We start from the raw sequence: 18,636 nt of genomic DNA, 5'->3' as shown, positions 1-18,636 counted from the left end.
GTAGTTTCTTTACTGGAAAGACCGCTGTTTTTAGACAGCGGTCTTTTTAATACATAGCACATCAACGAAAGGATAATCTAAATGGAAAGCTGGCTATTTTTAATTGGCATTTTATTAATTGCAATTTGGGGTAAGAACCAATCCCTTATCGTTGCAACAGCCGTTGTTCTTATAATCAAAGCAATCCCAAATACAGATAAACTTTTCCAGTTAGTAGAAAAACAGGGGATTAATTGGGGCGTAACGATTATTTCCGTTGCTATTTTAATTCCAATTGCAACTGGGAAGATTAGTTTCCAAGATCTATTAAATTCCTTTAAATCGCCAGTTGGCTGGATTGCCGTCTTTTGTGGTATATTAGTGTCAATTCTTTCCGCACGTGGTGTCGGATTTCTTGCCGTTTCACCCGAGGTAACGGTTGCGCTTGTATTCGGAACAATTCTCGGGGTCGTTTTATTAAAAGGAATTGCAGCTGGTCCGATTATTGCTTCCGGGATTGCGTTTTGCATTATTCAATTACTAAACATAAAAATTTAACATATTTGAGGAGTTAAACATGAACAATTTATTAGGACGCGTTATTGATACTAAAATGACTGATGAAAATGAAAAATATTATTTCTTACAAAATTCTGGTTCTGTTTTTCAGTTAGACAAAGCAGAACAAGTTGAGCCTTTACACATTGGGGGACATTTTAAAGGATTCGCTTATGAAAATGAGGATCATAAATTACAAATCACTTCAAAGATTCCAAAAATTCAAATTGGTCGTATGGGATTCGGAACTGTTGTTCAAAGCCGCCGTGACCTTGGCGTTTTTGTCAACATTGGTTTACCTAACAAGGATATTGTTGTGTCGTTAGATGAGTTGCCAACGATCAAAAGCCTTTGGCCACAAAAGGGTGATCGATTAATGGTCAGTCTCAGTTTGGATAACAAAAATCGGTTATGGGCTAATTTGGCTGATGAAACGACATTCCAAGAAATTTCTCAGCCTGCACCTAAAACCATGAAAAACCAAAATCTAAAAGCAACAGTGTATCGACTAAAATTAGTAGGGACACTTGTCATTACAAGTGATTACTATCTTGGCTTCGTTCATCCTGATGAGCGTGAACAAAAACCCCGCTTGGGTGAAGAAGTCTCTGCCCGAGTGATTGGCATTCATCCTGATGGAACATTAAACCTTTCCCTAAAACCGCGTAGTTATGAAGCGATTGGAGACGATGCTGCCATGTTGCTGGCATTGTTACAACATAACGAGGATCATTCGTTGCCATTTACCGACAAAAGCGACCCAGCAGCAATTAAGACCGAATTTGGCATTAGTAAGGGCCAGTTTAAGCGTGCGGTCGGTCATTTATTGAAAGCCGGAGTCATAACTGAGACAAAAACAGAATTAAAACTAAAAACTGAAGAGTAGAGTTGAACAATAATGAATAATGATCTTCAAGATTATTTACATGCTCTGGTTGTTGAACAAGGGCTTGCTAAAAATACAATCTTTTCCTATCGGCAGGAGTTAACTGAATTTTTTGATTTCTTAAAGACTCAAAAAATTACTGAATTCAATAAAATTGATCGCTATACAATTTTGAATTATTTAAAATACTGTGATGAACAACAAAAATCACGAAACTCAATTATTCACGCGGTAACTAGTCTTCGTCAGTTTTTTCATTATTTGTTAATGCAAAATAAAATAACAGCAGATCCAATGCTAAAAATAGATACGCCTAAATCTGCCCATCACTTACCTCAGGTTCTCAGCAGCAAAGAAATTGAGGCTATTTTAAGAGTCCCCGATACAAATAAGCCTCTTGGAATTAGAGACAGAACTTTACTAGAAGTTATGTATGCCACTGGCTTACGAGTCAGCGAAACAGTCAATTTAAAATTGGATGATCTTCGTTTGGAAATGGGGCTTATTTCAACAATTGGCAAAGGAGATAAACAACGAATTATGCCTATTGGCGATGTCGCCATTCATTGGCTAACTGTCTACTTGTCAGGCGCTCGTAAACAATTATTGCGAGGCCAAGATTGTCCTTTCGTATTTCTAAATAATCATGGTAAACAATTGACGCGGCAGGGAATCTGGAAAAACCTAAAAGCAATCGTAAAAAAAGCTGGAATTACAAAAAATGTTACTCCACATACGCTTCGGCACTCATTTGCAACTACGTTATTAGAAAACGGTGCAGACTTACGAACTGTGCAAGAATTATTGGGGCATTCTGATATTTCAACAACGCAAATATACACTCATGTTACAAAAAAGCATCTGACTGAGGTTTATAACAAATACCACCCCAGAGCTTAGACAAAATTGTGGCAATCCTTAAAATATGGTAAAGTTGTTAGTAATGTTTATAAATTTGAATTGAAACAGACCCTTAGGAGGCTGAGTTCAACTTGTTAGTAAAATATAGAGATTCTTTTCAAAAAATTGCTATGGGATTGCTTTCATTTATTCCAGATTTAAAAGATATCGATCGAATTAACAAAGAACTAGATTGGTACGCTTCGAGTGACGATCGTAACTTATATCTTCAAAAAAACGAAGCCGGTGATTTCATTGGATTAGTTGGTGTAGAGAAACAAGACCAATACTTAATGATCCATCACTTAGCCTTTATTCCACAACAACAAACAGAAGGCAATGAACAAGATATTTTCAATTCCTTAACTAATTATTATCCTGATTTGCAAATGATGGGCACTTTAGAAACCTCTCCGGCATTAGCGCGATGGGAAAAAAGAAAGTTTGATCAACATGGAGAATGATTTTCCTGAACAATTACCAAATGTAAAAATTAACGATTTTGAAGGGCCACTAGACTTGTTATTACACCTTATCAAACAGGCTAAAATGGATATTTATGATATTCAGATTTCCGAAATCACAGCGCAATATTTAGCATATTTGCATGTAAATCAACAACTTAAATTAGATATTGCGGGTGAATATTTAATTATGGCGGCTACTTTAATGCGGATTAAAAGTAAACTACTTTTACCTAATGAACCTAGTACCGATGATGACATTGATGAAGAAGAAGATCCTCGTCAAGATTTGGTTTCTCAGCTTGTAGAGTATCAAAAATACCAACAAGCGGCCAAAGAACTACACACAAGGGAAGACAAGCGCCACCATTACTTTACAAGAGAAGAAGCTTCTGTTCCTGAAGGTATGCAGCTGGTCCATCTTGCACCAGGATTAACCGTGCAGGCTCTTAAACAAGCATTTGAACATGTTTTAATTAAGCATGAACAGTCTCAACCAATTCACAGAACTATCGCTGAAGATTCAATTTCCGTTACGGAACGAATTCACATGATTAAAAACAGCTTAATTAAACATCCGCAAGGCATAACCTTTGATTCCTTATTTGAAAATCACGTTAGTTCTACAAATTTGGTGGTTACTTTTATGGCAATGCTAGAATTAGTCAAAAAGCAACAAATTAGTTTTCAGCAACCCACGCAATTAGGTACCATTAAATTATTTAATCCGGGTGATAAGGCAAATGATCAGTAATATTGAAAAAATTGAAGCTCTTTTATTTGTGAGCGGTGAAGACGGACTTAGCTTAAGTGACCTTTCTGAAATGACTGGATTTATGCGTCCTGCAGTTTCTACTATGCTCGAAAAATTAGCTAAAAAATATAAAGAGGACTCTGATTCAGCATTAACATTACTTCATTTTGGAAATAACTTTCGACTAGCCACCAAGCCTGAAACGTCCGATGTTATAAAAAATTATTTTGATGCACCTCAATTAACAAAACTTTTGCCAGCTTCTTTGGAAGTCCTTGCAATTGTTGCCTATAAACAACCAATCACGAGACTTGAAATTGACGATATCAGGGGCGTTCAAAGTGGGACAATTCTTCAAAAATTAACAATCAGAAACTTAATTAAAGAAGCCGGCCGCCTTGATGAACCTGGAAGACCCATTCTTTATGCTACAACTGATTACTTTTTAGACTATTTTGGTCTAAACGCAATTGATCAATTACCAGCTCTACCAAACATTCAGCCTGATAATTCATCTGATACAAAGGATCTTTATTTAAAACAATTCAATGAAAAACTACATGAAAACGAGGACGACAAAAATGGCAAGTGAACGTTTACAAAAAGTTATGGCAGAAGCTGGGGTTGCGTCACGAAGAAAATCAGAAACATTAATTACTGCTGGAAATGTGACTGTTAATGGTAAGCAGATCAAAACATTGGGAACAAAAGTTGATAATGATGATCACATCGAAGTCAATGGAATTCCTCTTCAAAGAGAAAAGTTGGTCTATCTTTTATTCTATAAACCTCGAGGGGTCATTTCGAGTGTTAAGGATGAAAAAAAGCGTAAGACCGTCATGAGTTATTTTCCTGATGTTCAGCAACGAATTTATCCAGTTGGACGACTAGATTATGATACGTCTGGCATTTTACTAATGACTAACGATGGACAATTAGCTAATAAATTAACCCATCCTAAATATAAATTTGAAAAAACTTATGTTGCAAAAGTTGAAGGAATTCCTACGAATGATCAAATGGAAAAATTACGTCATGGCGTTCGAATTGATAAAAAAGTAACTGCACCGGCCAAAACAAAGGTCATCAGTACAGATTTAAATAAAAAAACAGCTGTCGTTGAAATTACAATTCATGAAGGTCGTAATCATCAGGTTAAAAAAATGTTTGATAAAATTAGTCATCCGGTCATCAAACTCAAACGAGAAAAATATGGTTTCTTAACTTTAGATGGCCTGCAGTCAGGTGAATGGCGTTCTTTAAAGTTAAATGAAGTTACGCGTTTACTAAAGCGGTAAATACTATGAATAAAGACTTTGATTTTTCAGATTTTTTACTACAATTTTATTCACGTTCTGAATGGCGACGACCAAAAGTTATCCTCAACAATTTAATAGGGAGAAGAACCGTTTCCAATCTTTTTTGGGGAATGCAATACGGTCTTCTGCCTTTTTTTGATTTGTTTCCTAAATTAAATAATGAAAATTTTGATCATTTTCAAAAAAAATTCAAACAAGATGGTTTTATTGAAGTCCAAGATAAAGAAGTACGTCTTACAGATACTGGAAAGTTACGTAAGGAAACTAATCTCTCAAAAAACTTTCAGTTCCAATTTAAAGGAATTGGCTTATATACTAATATTGAAACCATTAAAGATTGTTTGAACTTAACTGTTCAAATTATTTCTGAATTTGCATTCAAAAACAACCGTTATTATCCCTTGCAGTACTCTGGACGAGTCATGAACTTTTGCAAACGCTGGTTTCGTCAGAACAAATCACCAGAATTACCTAATAAATTTCAGCAGGAATTATCTGAGTTTTTGAAAACTCTTGATAATAAAAGCGCGGATGCATTTGTAGCTAGTTTTGTGGGCCACAACAGCTTTGGCCTGACAGATCACCAGATAAAAACTGATTTATCGCTTAATTCATTTGAGTGGAAAATAATAGATCTCGCGCTTATGACTGAATTCATTTGGTGGGCATCTGACGATAACTCCCAAACTCACCCTTTGTGTCAAAACTTAGTTACCCCTTGGCTTGCTGATTCGCCACTTTCAATGAGTAGTGAAGTAACATATCAGTTGTTTTTGAATAATTTTTCAATCGAAAAAATTGCTCAAAAACGCCACATTAAAGTTAATACTGTAAGAGAGCATTTACTAGAAGCCGCCATTTTGATCAAAGATTTCCCATTTCAATCTTTTTTATCGGCACCACTTCCAACAAATCTACATAACTATTTACAGAATAATCCTGTCTTACAATGGCAATTTTCAGTTGTTAATGAGTTAGTCCCGGAATTTTCTTTTTTTGAATTTCGCTTATTACAAATTCGGGAGGATCGAACCCAAAAATGAAAATTCATAATGATCAAATTTACAAAACACTTCAAACAAAATTTGGCTTTTCAGAATTTAAATCAGGTCAATTAGAAATCATTCAACGACTTTGTAACCGAAAAAATGTGCTAGCCGTTCTGCCAACAGGCACTGGTAAATCCTTAATTTATCAGCTATTTGGGTACTTAATTAATCGGCCGATCATTGTAATTTCACCGTTAATTTCTTTAATTGATGATCAAGTTGCTCGTTTAAATCGCCTAGGGGAAAAGCGCGTGATTGGCCTAACTTCGAAATTAGATCACAATCAACGCCAGTTTGCCTTAAAACATTTACGTAATTATCGTTTTATATATGTTTCTCCAGAAATGGCGGACCAACCAGATGTTAGATTAGAGCTAGACCAAATTAATTGTGGTTTATTTGTCATAGACGAAGCACATTGTCTATCACAGTGGGGGCCTGATTTTCGCCCAGCTTATTTAAAACTAAAAGATCTCGTTCGCCACATAGGATCACCGACTACTTTGATGCTTACGGCAACAGCCAAACCAGCTGTCAGAAAAGATATTATCGAAAAAATGGGATTTGCAGTATCAGATGTCATACAAGTTGTTCATTCCGTTGATCGTCCAAATATTTTTCTAGACGTTGAACACTGCGCGTCATTAACAGAAAAAAACGAGAAATTATTGGATTTAATCTCAGTTCTCAAAGGATCTGGAATTATTTATTTTTCTAGCAAAAAAATTGCCAATCAAATTTCTGAATTAATTGCACAGAAGACTGGACGAACAACGGCTGCATACCATGCCGATATCGATTTACAAGATCGATATCGGATTCAACAACAATTTATGCATGGAAATATTGAACTAATATGTGCGACCAGTGCCTTTGGTATGGGGATCGATAAAGACAACGTTCGTTTTGTAATTCATTACCACATGCCAGGGAACCTAGAAAATTATCTCCAAGAAATTGGAAGAGCTGGACGTGATCAAAGGGCCAGTATCGCTATTTTACTTTACGCTCCGGGTGATGAGTATATCCCAAGTACCCTAAACTTAATGGGACTACCAAGTGCTGCCAATATTCAAACATTTTTTCATCAACCAGAGAGTCGTGCTTCGTTTGATGATGATCAAAGGCAATTACTTACCTATTACCATGATCAAAGGAAAACATCAGAGGACGTTACTCAAATTTTTCAAACGCGTCAATTGGCAAAACAAACTAGTCTGGTAAGTATGCTAGATTACATTAACGAAACCGATTGTTTACGGACAAAATTACTTGCTTATTTTGATGAACAATTTAATGAACATTCACAAAATTGTTGTGCAACTGATCAAGCGTTAGAAAAAATTAAACAACTTCATTTAGATACAGTCCCTAACAAACAAGATGTGTCAGATGTAAAAAAACAATTAGTTCCATGGCAAATGCGCCTAGAACAATTATTTTCATCCAAAAAATAACCACGCAATTTAGTCAATATGTTACAATTGTTCTGGTAGTTTTCTAGGAGGAATGAAAATGAGTCAAAATAATAACAATGATTCTGAAAATAAGAATAGGAAGAACCAAGAAACTGATACAGATCAATTTACGACGGATAAACCGTCAAGAAGTGCAAACAGAAAGTCGCATCGATATACCAAACTAATTATCACATTCGTTGGAATTGTAATTGTTTTATTGTTTATTTCACCAATTGTGGTCTATAAACATAATCAAAATAATTTTAACCGGCCACAAACCGATGCTCAAATTGCCTCCTCCAAAAAAAAGGCAAATGCTTCTAGCAAAAAGATTGCTGATGCATCTGCCGAAAAAGCCTTAAAAAAAGTGGCTGACTCTGTTAGTGAAAGTAAATCAAAAGCGCAAAGTGCTTCTAGCCAAACCGCTAAAAGTAGTTCAATAGCTGCATCTAATTCCAAAGCTGCGAAGTCCTCAACCAGTTCAAGTTCTTCCAGCTCAAGTTCCAGCAGTTCAAGTTCTAGTAGCTCAAGTTCCAGTAGCTCAAGCAATACAGAAAAGAAATATGTCACAGTTCCTGCTGGAGAGGGATTGTACAGAATTGCAGTTAATAATGGTATTTCACAACAAAAGCTAATGGAACTCAATGGATTAACAAGTAGTTCTGAATTGGAACCCGGCCAACGTTTGCGGGTAAAATAACTAATAAGGGGTCGTTTTATACATGGAAAAGCAGAATATCCAGGTTGCAATCGATGGACCAGCATCTGCTGGAAAAAGTACTGTTGCCAAATTAGTAGCAACTTCATTCGGTTATATTTATTGTGATACAGGTGCAATGTACCGTGCAGTTACATTGCAAGCCATGCACAATAAAATTGCACTCACTGACGAATCAAAAATTTTAACAATGCTAAAACAAACAAAGATATCCTTTAAACCTGGCGAACCAGTTCAGCATGTTTTTGTAAATGATTCAGAAGTAACTGAAGATATCAGACAACCAAAAATTACTAATTCTGTTTCAACAGTAGCTAGTTTGCCTAGCATCCGCACAGAATTAGTTGAGCGCCAACGAGAGATAGCGGCTAAAAGTAGCATTGTGATGGATGGGCGTGATATTGGAACTGCAGTTTTGCCCAATGCTCAAGTTAAAATATTTTTAATCGCTAGTGTTGATGAACGCGCCGAACGACGATATAAGGAAAACATCGCTAAGGGAATCAATACACCATTGTCACAGCTGAAAGACGAGATTGAAACTCGTGATCGAAAAGATTCAACCAGAAAAACATCACCCTTAACAAAAGCAGGTGATGTAATCGAAGTTGATACGACTTCAATGACCATTGAACAAGTTGTTAAAGAGATTACTAAAATTATTAATTTAAAAATAAAATGAGAATTCTAATTTATTTAACTAGCTTTTATTGTTAATTTCAGCTATGATAGATTAGTATAGTGTTCTTAAGGAGGAAATTCGTAATGAGTGAAAACGAATCAGGTCAAAATAATGATTTATTAAATGCACTTAACAGTGTAGAAGATGTAAAAGTTGGTGATGTCGTTACTGGAGAAGTATTAGACATTGACGATGATAAACAAGCTATTGTAGGTATTGAAGGTACTGGTGTTGAAGGTGTTGTTCCATTGCGTGAGCTCTCAACTGCTCATATCGATGATATTAATGATGCTGTTAAAGTTGGTGACAAGTTAGATCTTGTTGTTATTTCTAAAATTGGAAATGACAAAGAGGGTGGCAGTTACTTACTTTCTCACAAACGTATCGAAGCTCGCAAAGTTTGGGACGATATTCAGAAGAAAGCCGATGCTGGTGAAGAGATTGAAGCACCTGTTACCCAAGTTGTTAAAGGTGGCTTAGTCGTTGATGCTGGTGTTCGTGGATTTATTCCTGCATCAATGATTGAAGATCGTTATGTTGAAGATCTAAGCGTTTATAAAGGTCAAACTTTAAAGTTAAAGATTGTTGAAGTTGATCCAGCTGAAAACCGCTTAATCTTGTCACATAAAGCAATTGTTCAAGCAGAAAATGCTGCTAAACGTAAGGAATTAATGGAGCATCTAAAAGCAGGAGACATCGTTGAGGGAACTGTAGCTCGCTTAACAAACTTTGGTGCTTTTGTTGACCTTGGTGGTGTTGATGGATTGGTTCATGTTTCTGAAATCGCTTATGAGCATGTTAACAAGCCTTCAGATAAGTTAAAGGTTGGTCAAAAAATCAACGTTAAGGTTCTTTCAATTGATGAAGAACGTGGCCGTATTTCATTGTCATTGAAACAAACATTGCCTGGACCTTGGGACGATATTGAAGAAAAAGCTCCAGCAGGTTCTGTTATTGAAGGTACTGTTAGACGTTTAACTGACTTTGGTGCTTTTGTTGAAGTATTCCCAGGTGTTGAAGGTTTAGTTCATATTTCTCAAATTTCTCATGAACATATTGACGATCCTAGTGATGTTTTGAAGACCGGAGATAAAATTAAGGTCAAAGTTTTGGAAGTTCATCCAGATGCACATCGTTTGGCACTTTCAATCAAGGCTTTAGAAGAAGCTCCTAAGTCTGAACCAAAACATAACTCTAATAATAATAACAACAATTCTCGAAGCAAACGTCCGGCAGCAAATAACTACCGTAACAATGCTCCTGAGGAAAGTACAGGATTTACATTAGGTGATTTAGTTGGCAAAGCACTTAAAGATAGCCAAGCTGATAATGACAAAAAGTAATTTAAAATAACAATTACTGAGGCTGTGATTATTTCACAGCCTTTTTTATAAACTAGAAAGTGAGGTTCTACTATGGCAAATCCAGTTGTTGCCATTGTTGGCCGTCCCAATGTGGGAAAATCAACAATTTTTAACCGGGTTGTTGGCGATCGAATTTCGATTGTTGAAGATACTCCCGGTGTTACTCGTGATCGAATATACGCCCATAGTGAATGGGTTGGTCATGAGTTTAGTGTAATCGATACTGGTGGTATTGATATCAGTGATGAACCATTTGTTAATCAAATTCAGGATCAAGCTGAAATTGCAATTGACGAAGCTGATGTTATTGTATTTTTAGTAAGTGCTAAAGAAGGAATAACTGATGCTGATGAAAAAGTGGCTCGAATTCTATACAAAGCAAATAAGCCAGTTATCTTAGCCGTTAATAAGACCGATAATGCTGAACTTCGTCAACAAATTTATGATTTTTATAGTCTTGGATTTGGCGATCCTTACCCAATCTCTGGTAGTCATGGCCTTGGTTTAGGTGATTTATTAGATGCAATTGTAAAGGAATTCCCGGATGAGGTAAAAGAAGAAAAAGATGATTCAATTCGATTCAGTTTAATTGGTCGTCCAAATGTTGGTAAATCTTCGCTTGTAAATGCAATTCTGGGGGAAAATCGAGTAATTGTATCCGATATTGCTGGAACAACCCGTGATGCGATTGATACTAAGTTTACAACGCCTGAAGGACATAAATTCACCATGGTCGATACAGCAGGTATGCGTAAAAAGGGAAAAGTTTACGAAAATACCGAAAGATATAGTGTTATGCGGGCAATGAAGGCTATTGATAACAGTAATGTGGTTCTCGTCGTTTTAAATGCTGAAGAGGGTATTCGTGAGCAAGATAAACGAATTGCCGGATATGCGCATGAGGCTGGTCGTGGAATTATTATCGTTGTGAATAAGTGGGATACTTTAAAAAAGGATAATCACACACTTCATGAATTCGAAATGGGAATTCGCGAGCAGTTTGCCTATCTTAGTTATGCGCCAATTATCTTTGTTTCGGCCGTTACTAATCAACGACTTTCACAATTACCTGAACTCATTGAACGTGTTGATAAGAACCATCGTCGTCGTGTTCAATCATCAACTCTTAATGATGTGTTAATGGATGCCATTGCAATCAATCCAACGCCTAGCGATAATGGTAAGCGTCTGCGCGTTTACTATGGCACACAGGTAAGTACAGAGCCTCCAACATTCGTCATTTTTGTAAATGACCCAGATATGATGCATTTTTCATATGAACGTTTCTTAGAAAATCGAATCCGTGAAGCTTTTGATTTTTCTGGAACTCCTATTCATTTAATTGAACGTCGTCGTAAGTAATTTTTAATGATCTTTCTATTTTTTAGTTAAAATGGCTGCTTATTTTGATGAATCGCACTAAAAGCCTTGTCATATCAGCTTTCCTGTGATATCTTTGAAATTGAAATAATACCGTTCAGGGTTATTGTTTCGTCATTTTTGGACCACTCAAAAATGACAGGTTGATGATCAATCATCAACCTGTCATTTTTGGACCACTCAAAAATGACAGGTTGATGATTGATCATCAACTTAATTTTACCTAGGAGGTGAATTCATAATGGCAAACAAAGCTCAATTAGTAGATGATGTTGCATCAAAAACTGGTTTAACTAAAAAGGATGCTGCTGCAGCTGTTGACGCTGTCTTCGGTTCAGTTCAATCCACTTTAGCTAAAGGTGAAAAGGTACAATTGATCGGTTTTGGTAACTTCGAAGTACGTCAACGTGCTGCTCGTAAGGGCCGTAACCCTCAAACTGGTAAGGAAATTCAAATTCCTGCTAGCAAAGTTCCTGCATTTAAGCCAGGAAAAGCATTGAAAGATGCTGTTAAATAATCTTTCAAACATTTTTATTTAGAAATCCAGCATAGCGTAAGTTATGTTGGATTTTTTTAATAAAAACGCATAATATGAAGATACAAATTTTATGTTGAAAGGTGGATATCATGAGCTATTCGGAACAAGTTTTAAAAAAGTTTGAGAGCGGTGATATTAAGGAAGGCAACCGTTTATATGGATGGGCTTTGCGAAAAGATGATGACGATACTTTAAATAGTTTAGCTGAGGAACTATATGGACTTGGCTTTGATGGAAAAGCGAAACGCATTTACGAGAATCTGTTAAAAAAATATCCTGATGAAGATACTTTACGTGTAAATATTGCAGATATCGAAATCGGACAAGGAAATACCAACGATGCATTGCAACAACTTTCTCAAGTCAAGCCAGATTCGGATGCTTATCTGCAATCTTTGCTTGTTTCTGCCGATCTTTACCAGACTGAAGAGCTTTACGAGGTTAGTGAACAAAAGCTGTTAGAGGCCGAAAAAATAGCTCCTGACGAACAGGTCGTTTTATTTGCTCTTGCAGAGTTTTATAACATGATGCAAAACTACAAAAAAGCGACGGCTTATTATTTAACTTTAATCAAACGTGGTATTTTAAATTTATCCTCAGTGAATTTAGTTGCTCGACTAGCAACAGCCTATGCAGGTATGGGTAAATTTGAAACAAGTATGGCTTATTTCGAACAAATTAAGGATTCTGACAAAACACCTGATATTCTATTCCAGCAGGGATTTGTTTATTTACAACTTAAAAACTATTCAAGTGCCATTGATATGCTGATGCAGCTTCGTGATACTAATCAGGATTATGTATCGTTATATCCGGTTCTGGCAGAAGCACAGGAAAATAATGGTGATTTGGACGCCGCCTATAAGACAATTCAAGAAGGCCTTAGTTATGATGAATATAACGAGGATCTCTTTGTTCAGGCTGCTCGTTTAGCTACGCAATTACAGAAGTTTGATGAAGCCGAACACTACTTGAAAAAAGCAATTAAAATTAATCCTGAACAAATGCATGCAGTTGTCGAACTTAGCAACTTATACATTCAGCAACAGCGTTATCAGGATAATAAAGATTTACTGCAGCCTTATATTCAAGAAAACGATTTGGATCCTCAAATTTATTGGAATACTGCGGTTTCTGAAGAACATCTTGAAAATTTCAAAGAGGCACAAACAGCATATCAAAATGCTTTTCCGTTTTTCACAAATAATGCTGACTTTTTGCATGCCGCCGTTTACTTTTTCCGACAGGTTGGTTCAGATGATTGGACCGTTAAAGCTTTAAAAGCATATTTAAAACTCGTTCCAGATGATCAGGAATTTAACCTAATGTTGGAAGATTATGAAGAAAATGGGTTTTGAGCTTTAGAAGTGTTTTGTGCTAAGATAGAATCTGTTAATTAAATTTATAAATTGTATTGAGGGAAAAAGGATGTCTACTGAACAATATAAAATAAAAGCTTATTCACCAAAATTTGCCAAAAAAACAGTTACTGTTATGCGCAAAGTTTCGCAACGCACATTCGGAAATTTGGGGACCGACAATTTTGATGACCAGGTTAACCATTTTAAAAATGTGTTAGCCAAAAAATATGAAATGCGCATTGTAACTAGTTTTAACGAACGAGTCATCTATGGTGTTACTATTTTTAACGACCATCAACTAATTGAACTGCTAGTAGATCCTGTAAAAAAAGGACTTGGCATATCTAATGAGCTATTAGATATAGTTAAAAACCAGAGTAGTGGTAATCTCAGCTGTGAAACAAAGAGTCGCCAATTGGGCACCTTTTTACAACAAAACGGTTTTGAAATGACAACTGCAAATAAATTCGTTTGGCACGAAAATTAATTTTATAGGAGCAAAAAATGAGTAATCAAATTTACCTAGCAGCACCTTTTTTTAGTCCCGCTCAAAAGGAACATATTCAAACAGTTCAAAAGCTTTTAGCAAGTAATCCAACACTGAATGCAGATGAAATTTTCATACCAATGGACCATCAAATGGAAAGTGAAGAATTTGGTTCCTTTCGGTGGCAAACTGGTGTTTTTGGAAGTGACATGCGCCAAGTACATCGTGCTGATGCAGTCGTTGCTATTTTAGATTATAAAAAAGATACAGATGGCATTAATCAACCGGATAGTGGCACAATTTTTGAAATTGGTGCAGCCTTTGAGGCAAATATTCCTGTAATCATGGTGCAATTCGAGCATGATCAAGAATTAAACTTGATGCTTTCTAGAAGCTATACAGCGTTTTTTAATGGCCAGTCTGAAATTAAGCAACTTGCAACTTACAATTTTAATGACTTACCAACTGTTTTTAGTGATGTTAAAGTCTTTTGACAAAAAATATACGAAATCTTTCAGTAAATTGAGGGGCACCCCCAAATGCTTTGAAAGATTTCGTATATTTTTTTACTTTCTAACTAACTTTCTTACCAGTTGGCGAATCATAAGTAAATCCTTCGCCAATCACTTCATGAACATCAATGATCGAAATAAAAGCATGCGGATCTAGTTGATTCACAATTCTTTTGGCCTCGCTTAGCTCATTGGGCGACAAAACACAAAACACCATTTTCTTTTCATCTTTTGAATAAGCTCCTTGAACATGAACAAAACTGGCACCACGCTGCAAACTTTCCATTAATTGATCTGCAATTAATTGATAATTATCACTAATAACTAGAATTCCACGCTCTGCATAAGAACCAACCTGAGTAAACGTCACAATTTTTGAAAAAACAAATGCTGCAAGCAATGTATACATCATTTGACGAATATCGATATAGCAAAGAGAAATCGTCAAAACAACCGCATCTAAAACAAATAGGGTTTGTCCCATTGGTATACCACGCTTTTGTTCAATAATCCGCGCAATCACATCAGTTCCACCGGTTGTTCCGCCAAAACGGTAGACGAGGCCACTTCCGAATCCACCCGCTAAACCGGCCAAAATTCCAGCAATAAACATATCATGACCAATATCAATATTGATCGGCACCCGTTGCCAGATCCACAGCCACATTGATAACATCAATGTCCCAAAAATGGTGTAGTACAGCGCTCGTTTCCCTAAAAAACGGTACCCAATTGCTAGTAACGGAATATTAATTAAAATGGTTGAATAGGCGGGATCAATATGAAATAATGCCCGAAAAATCAGTGTAATTCCTGTGGCACCACCTTCTGCCAAATGATTAGGAATATTAATTGCTGCTAAACCAAGGCCATATAAACAACAACCAAGAAAAATCATAAATAAATCTTTGAACCGCATTGACTCTTTTTTTACCATATTTTTCACCTGCTTTACCTCAATATCATAACATATTCGTTGATCTAACCAATCGCATCTATTTTTAAAAATGGCCATATTCTGTTAAGATTAAGCGTAAGTTTAAAATTAAAATTATTAAAAGTTTAGGTTGGCGAGTTGTGTATGCAAATTAAAAAATTACCCCAAGAGTTTATTACTGCACGTCCTATTCTTCAAACAATTGAAGGGGCGGGTTACGAAGCATATTTTGTTGGTGGCAGCGTCCGCGACACAATTTTAAAAGACCATATTCATGATGTGGATATTGCCACTAGTGCTTTTCCTTCTGAAGTTAAAGATCTCTTTAAAAAAACGATTGATACCGGAATTAAACACGGTACCGTAATGGTTCTTGATCATCAGCAAAAATATGAGGTTACCACATTTAGAACAGAAAGTGGCTACCAAGATTTTCGCAGACCAGACAAAGTAACGTTCGTTCGTTCCTTGGAAGAAGATTTAAAACGACGAGACTTTACAGTAAATGCTCTGGCTCTCAAAGAGGATGGAACTGTTGTTGATCTTTTTTCTGGATTACAAGATTTGCAAAATCATATTTTAAAAGCAGTTGGCATCCCTGAAGAACGCTTTCATGAAGATGCACTACGGATGATGCGGGCCGTTCGTTTTGCCAGTAAGCTTGATTTCGTTATTGAAGAGAAGACAGAAGCAGCCATTAAGCATAACGCACCATTATTAAAAAAAATTGCCGTAGAAAGAATTTTAGTTGAATTCGAAAAAATGATGATGGGACAGGCCACTACTAAAGGTGTAAAGTACTTTCTTGAAACAGGGCTCTATGCTTATTGCCCACAGTTTGAGGGCAAATTAAAACCGCTTAGCCAGTTACTAAATCTCAATCCAAAGTTTCGTTTAACTACAGAAACTCAAGTTTGGCTGTTAATTTGTCATACACTTGAACTTTCTCGTGAGCAAAGTCGTTCATTTTTACGTGCTTGGAAAACCTCTAACGAGTTAATTGCTGAAGTGGAAAGTGGCATTCAGTTATTAAATGCCATTTCCAAAAACAGTGTCTCCGAAAAATTATTATTTCGGACTGGCAAAAAGGTACTTCAGAGTGTAATAAATGTTTTACTTGCGATGAATAGTAAAATTGATACCTCAACTCTTTTGGCTCGTTACAACGAACTACCCATTAAATCTACGCATGAGCTTAACGTGAACGGCCACGACCTATTAACGGCTAACATCACGACACCCGGTCCACAAATGGGCCGCATCATTAGTTATCTGCTTGATGGGGTTCTCACTGGTCAGTTTAAAAACAATCAATCAGAATTACTCCTGAAAGCAAAAAAATATACCTCTTCAAATTTAGAAAGCTGATTATGCATGCAAACTTTAAAAGCTGAAAATTTAACAGAAACGTACGGCACAAAAACACTATTTGATCACATTAATTTCTTGATCAATGCCCATGATCGAATTGGGCTAATTGGAACAAATGGGACTGGAAAAACGAGTCTCTTAAATGTGCTCGCAAATATTGATCCGCAAGACAGTGGTGAAATTGAGACACCAAAGAATTACACGGTTGGTTATTTAAGACAAACACCTACATTGGACGATAACATGACCATTATGGATGCTGTATTTGCCGGCTCACAGACCGTTTTCAAAACAATTCGTTTTTATGAAGAAACTTTGGAAAAATATTCTGCAAATCCTGAGAGCGCTGATAATCAACGCCAATTTGAATTGGCCGAGCAACGTATGAATCAAGACGATGCTTGGACTGCTGAAAGTGATGTTAAAACAATTTTGACTCAATTACACATTACAGATCTTAGTCAAAAAATTGGTACATTATCTGGGGGTCAACAAAAGCGAGTAGATCTTGCCCAAACCTTAATTCAGGCTCCAGATTTGTTAATGTTAGACGAGCCTACTAATCATCTTGATTTTGATTCTATTGCTTGGTTAGAAAAATATTTAGCTGCTTACAAGGGTGCACTTTTAATCGTCACCCATGATCGGTATTTCCTTGATCAAGTAGCCAATCAAATTTGGGAGCTTTCATTTGGTAAGTTATACCAGTATCCCGGTAATTACCAAGCTTATGTAGCCGAAAAAGCTGTTCAAGAAGAACAAGCAGCATCCCAATCACAAAAACAACACCAACTCTATAAACAAGAGCTTGCGTGGATGCGGCGGGGACCTCAGGGAAGGGGTACCAAGCAACAGGCACGGATTAACCGGTTTGATACTTTAAGTGATTCTGTAAATGCACCTGCTAAAAACACCGATAACATTGCAGTTCAACTAGGTCAGCAGCGATTAGGCAAGAAAGTAATTTCCTTGAAAGATGCTTCACTTCGGTTAGGCTCACACCTAATTTTGGATAAATTTACTGATCTTATCCAAGCAGACGAACGTGTCGGAATTACTGGAAATAACGGGACTGGAAAATCGACATTACTTAACGTCATTGCCGGGCGCATCCCACTAGATTCTGGCACAATTGATATTGGAGAAACTGTTAAGTTAGGCTATTATACACAAAAGATTGAACCAATTCCTGAAGATAAACGCATAATTAATTATCTTAGCGAAGTTGGGGCGGGGGTGTTAAATGCAAATGGCGAACGGATTAGTGTGACGAACTTGTTGGAACAATTTCTTTTTCCCCGCGCAATGCATGGAACATTAATTCGAAAACTTTCTGGCGGTGAAAAACGCCGTCTGTATTTATTAAAAATTTTAATGCAGCAGCCAAATGTTTTGTTACTTGATGAGCCTACAAACGATCTTGATATTGGGACACTTACCGTTTTAGAAGATTATTTAGCTAATTTTCAAGGCACAGTTATTACGGTTTCTCATGATCGTTATTTCTTAGATAAAGTGGCAGACCATTTATTAATATTTGAGGGCCATGACAAAATAGCTCATTTTTCTGGACGTTTTACAAATTATCTTCATCAAATTAATGAAACCCAACAGGTATCTGAAAAGCAGGTTCAACCTCCTGAACCTACTTCATCGAAAAATTCAACTGATGACCAAAAAGAAAAAACTAAGTTAACCTATGCGGAGCAGCTGGAATGGCAAACAATTGAAGCAGATATTGATAAATTAGAGAATCAAAAAAAGGATTGTCAATCACAAATGAATGCTACTGCAGACGATTATGGTAAATTAGCCGATCTTCAAAAAGAAATTGATGATCTGGATGCTCAAATTGATAAGAAAATGACCCGCTGGGAATATCTGAGCCAATACACAACGGATTAAATCCAAGGAGAA

20 protein-coding genes are annotated in these 18,636 nt (G+C 36.4%); 19 read left to right on the top strand and 1 reads right to left on the bottom strand.

The genetic code is table 11. The features are described from left to right. The first annotated feature begins 81 nt into the window (after nt 1-81). From ADU73_RS09605 to ADU73_RS09525, 17 genes are all read left to right on the top strand, one after another. Nucleotides 82-537, top strand: coding sequence for a DUF441 domain-containing protein (locus ADU73_RS09605; protein WP_046871095.1), 456 nt, complete (start codon nt 82-84; stop codon nt 535-537). 19 nt (nt 538-556) lie between these two features. After that, nucleotides 557-1,423, top strand: coding sequence for a CvfB family protein (locus ADU73_RS09600; RefSeq protein WP_062913430.1), 867 nt, complete (start codon nt 557-559; stop codon nt 1,421-1,423). 12 nt (nt 1,424-1,435) lie between these two features. Further along, entirely contained in the window at nt 1,436-2,323 is an 888-nt protein-coding gene (gene xerD / locus ADU73_RS09595) for a site-specific tyrosine recombinase XerD (protein ID WP_046871097.1), read from the top strand. 92 nt (nt 2,324-2,415) lie between these two features. Next, nucleotides 2,416-2,787: a hypothetical protein gene (locus ADU73_RS09590; RefSeq protein ID WP_046871098.1), complete on the top strand. Its 372-nt coding sequence runs from the start codon at nt 2,416-2,418 to the stop codon at nt 2,785-2,787. Beyond that, a complete protein-coding gene (locus ADU73_RS09585) occupies nt 2,777-3,541 on the top strand; it encodes a segregation and condensation protein A (protein ID WP_062913429.1) in 765 nt (254 codons plus the stop codon). The genes ADU73_RS09590 and ADU73_RS09585 overlap by 11 nt, the downstream gene beginning before the upstream one ends. After that, nucleotides 3,534-4,133: an SMC-Scp complex subunit ScpB gene (gene scpB / locus ADU73_RS09580; RefSeq protein ID WP_062913468.1), complete on the top strand. Its 600-nt coding sequence runs from the start codon at nt 3,534-3,536 to the stop codon at nt 4,131-4,133. The genes ADU73_RS09585 and scpB overlap by 8 nt, the downstream gene beginning before the upstream one ends. Next, entirely contained in the window at nt 4,123-4,839 is a 717-nt protein-coding gene (locus tag ADU73_RS09575; protein WP_046871100.1) for a pseudouridine synthase, read from the top strand. Before scpB ends, ADU73_RS09575 begins: the two co-directional genes overlap by 11 nt. 5 nt (nt 4,840-4,844) lie before the next feature. After that, entirely contained in the window at nt 4,845-5,903 is a 1,059-nt protein-coding gene (locus ADU73_RS09570; RefSeq protein WP_046871101.1) for a helix-turn-helix domain-containing protein, read from the top strand. Beyond that, a complete protein-coding gene (locus ADU73_RS09565; protein WP_046871102.1) occupies nt 5,900-7,366 on the top strand; it encodes a RecQ family ATP-dependent DNA helicase in 1,467 nt (488 codons plus the stop codon). The genes ADU73_RS09570 and ADU73_RS09565 overlap by 4 nt, the downstream gene beginning before the upstream one ends. 58 nt (nt 7,367-7,424) lie before the next feature. Further along, a complete protein-coding gene (locus ADU73_RS09560) occupies nt 7,425-8,069 on the top strand; it encodes a LysM peptidoglycan-binding domain-containing protein (RefSeq protein WP_046871103.1) in 645 nt (214 codons plus the stop codon). A 22-nt stretch (nt 8,070-8,091) separates the two neighbouring features. Beyond that, the gene (cmk, locus tag ADU73_RS09555; RefSeq protein WP_062913428.1) at nt 8,092-8,769 is read left to right on the top strand and encodes a (d)CMP kinase; all 678 of its coding nucleotides are present in this window, start codon (nt 8,092-8,094) and stop codon (nt 8,767-8,769) included. Nucleotides 8,770-8,852: 83 nt separating this feature from the next. Further along, complete coding sequence (gene rpsA, locus ADU73_RS09550; protein ID WP_046871105.1) at nt 8,853-10,112, top strand: 30S ribosomal protein S1; 1,260 nt, start codon at nt 8,853-8,855, stop codon at nt 10,110-10,112. 72 nt (nt 10,113-10,184) lie between these two features. Beyond that, the gene (der, locus tag ADU73_RS09545) at nt 10,185-11,495 is read left to right on the top strand and encodes a ribosome biogenesis GTPase Der (protein WP_046871106.1); all 1,311 of its coding nucleotides are present in this window, start codon (nt 10,185-10,187) and stop codon (nt 11,493-11,495) included. Between the two features lie 259 nt (nt 11,496-11,754). Further along, complete coding sequence (locus ADU73_RS09540; protein ID WP_046871107.1) at nt 11,755-12,030, top strand: HU family DNA-binding protein; 276 nt, start codon at nt 11,755-11,757, stop codon at nt 12,028-12,030. A 110-nt stretch (nt 12,031-12,140) separates the two neighbouring features. Continuing rightward, nucleotides 12,141-13,409: a tetratricopeptide repeat protein gene (locus tag ADU73_RS09535; protein ID WP_056985998.1), complete on the top strand. Its 1,269-nt coding sequence runs from the start codon at nt 12,141-12,143 to the stop codon at nt 13,407-13,409. Between the two features lie 70 nt (nt 13,410-13,479). After that, nucleotides 13,480-13,899 carry a hypothetical protein gene (locus tag ADU73_RS09530; protein ID WP_046871109.1) on the top strand — a complete coding sequence of 140 codons (420 nt, stop codon included), beginning with the start codon at nt 13,480-13,482 and terminating at the stop codon, nt 13,897-13,899. A 17-nt stretch (nt 13,900-13,916) separates the two neighbouring features. Then, nucleotides 13,917-14,393 carry a nucleoside 2-deoxyribosyltransferase gene (locus ADU73_RS09525; protein WP_046871110.1) on the top strand — a complete coding sequence of 159 codons (477 nt, stop codon included), beginning with the start codon at nt 13,917-13,919 and terminating at the stop codon, nt 14,391-14,393. A 79-nt stretch (nt 14,394-14,472) separates the two neighbouring features. Here ADU73_RS09525 and ADU73_RS09520 read toward each other — a convergent pair whose 3' ends face one another. Continuing rightward, nucleotides 14,473-15,348: a YitT family protein gene (locus ADU73_RS09520; RefSeq protein ID WP_046871138.1), complete on the bottom strand. Its 876-nt coding sequence runs from the start codon at nt 15,346-15,348 to the stop codon at nt 14,473-14,475. A 144-nt stretch (nt 15,349-15,492) separates the two neighbouring features. Between ADU73_RS09520 and ADU73_RS10450 the strand changes: the two genes are divergently transcribed. Both ADU73_RS10450 and ADU73_RS10445 read left to right on the top strand, forming a co-directional pair. Beyond that, nucleotides 15,493-16,716, top strand: coding sequence for a CCA tRNA nucleotidyltransferase (locus ADU73_RS10450; RefSeq protein WP_046871111.1), 1,224 nt, complete (start codon nt 15,493-15,495; stop codon nt 16,714-16,716). 6 nt (nt 16,717-16,722) lie between these two features. Next, the gene (locus ADU73_RS10445; RefSeq protein ID WP_046871112.1) at nt 16,723-18,624 is read left to right on the top strand and encodes an ABC-F family ATP-binding cassette domain-containing protein; all 1,902 of its coding nucleotides are present in this window, start codon (nt 16,723-16,725) and stop codon (nt 18,622-18,624) included. Nucleotides 18,625-18,636: the final 12 nt, after the last annotated feature.

Origin of the sequence: Pediococcus damnosus, from assembly GCF_001611155.1 — a bacterium.
Taxonomy (GTDB): domain Bacteria; phylum Bacillota; class Bacilli; order Lactobacillales; family Lactobacillaceae; genus Pediococcus; species Pediococcus damnosus.
The sequence above is the reverse complement of the archived record's forward strand: the minus strand, read 5'-3'. Positions and strand labels throughout refer to the sequence as shown.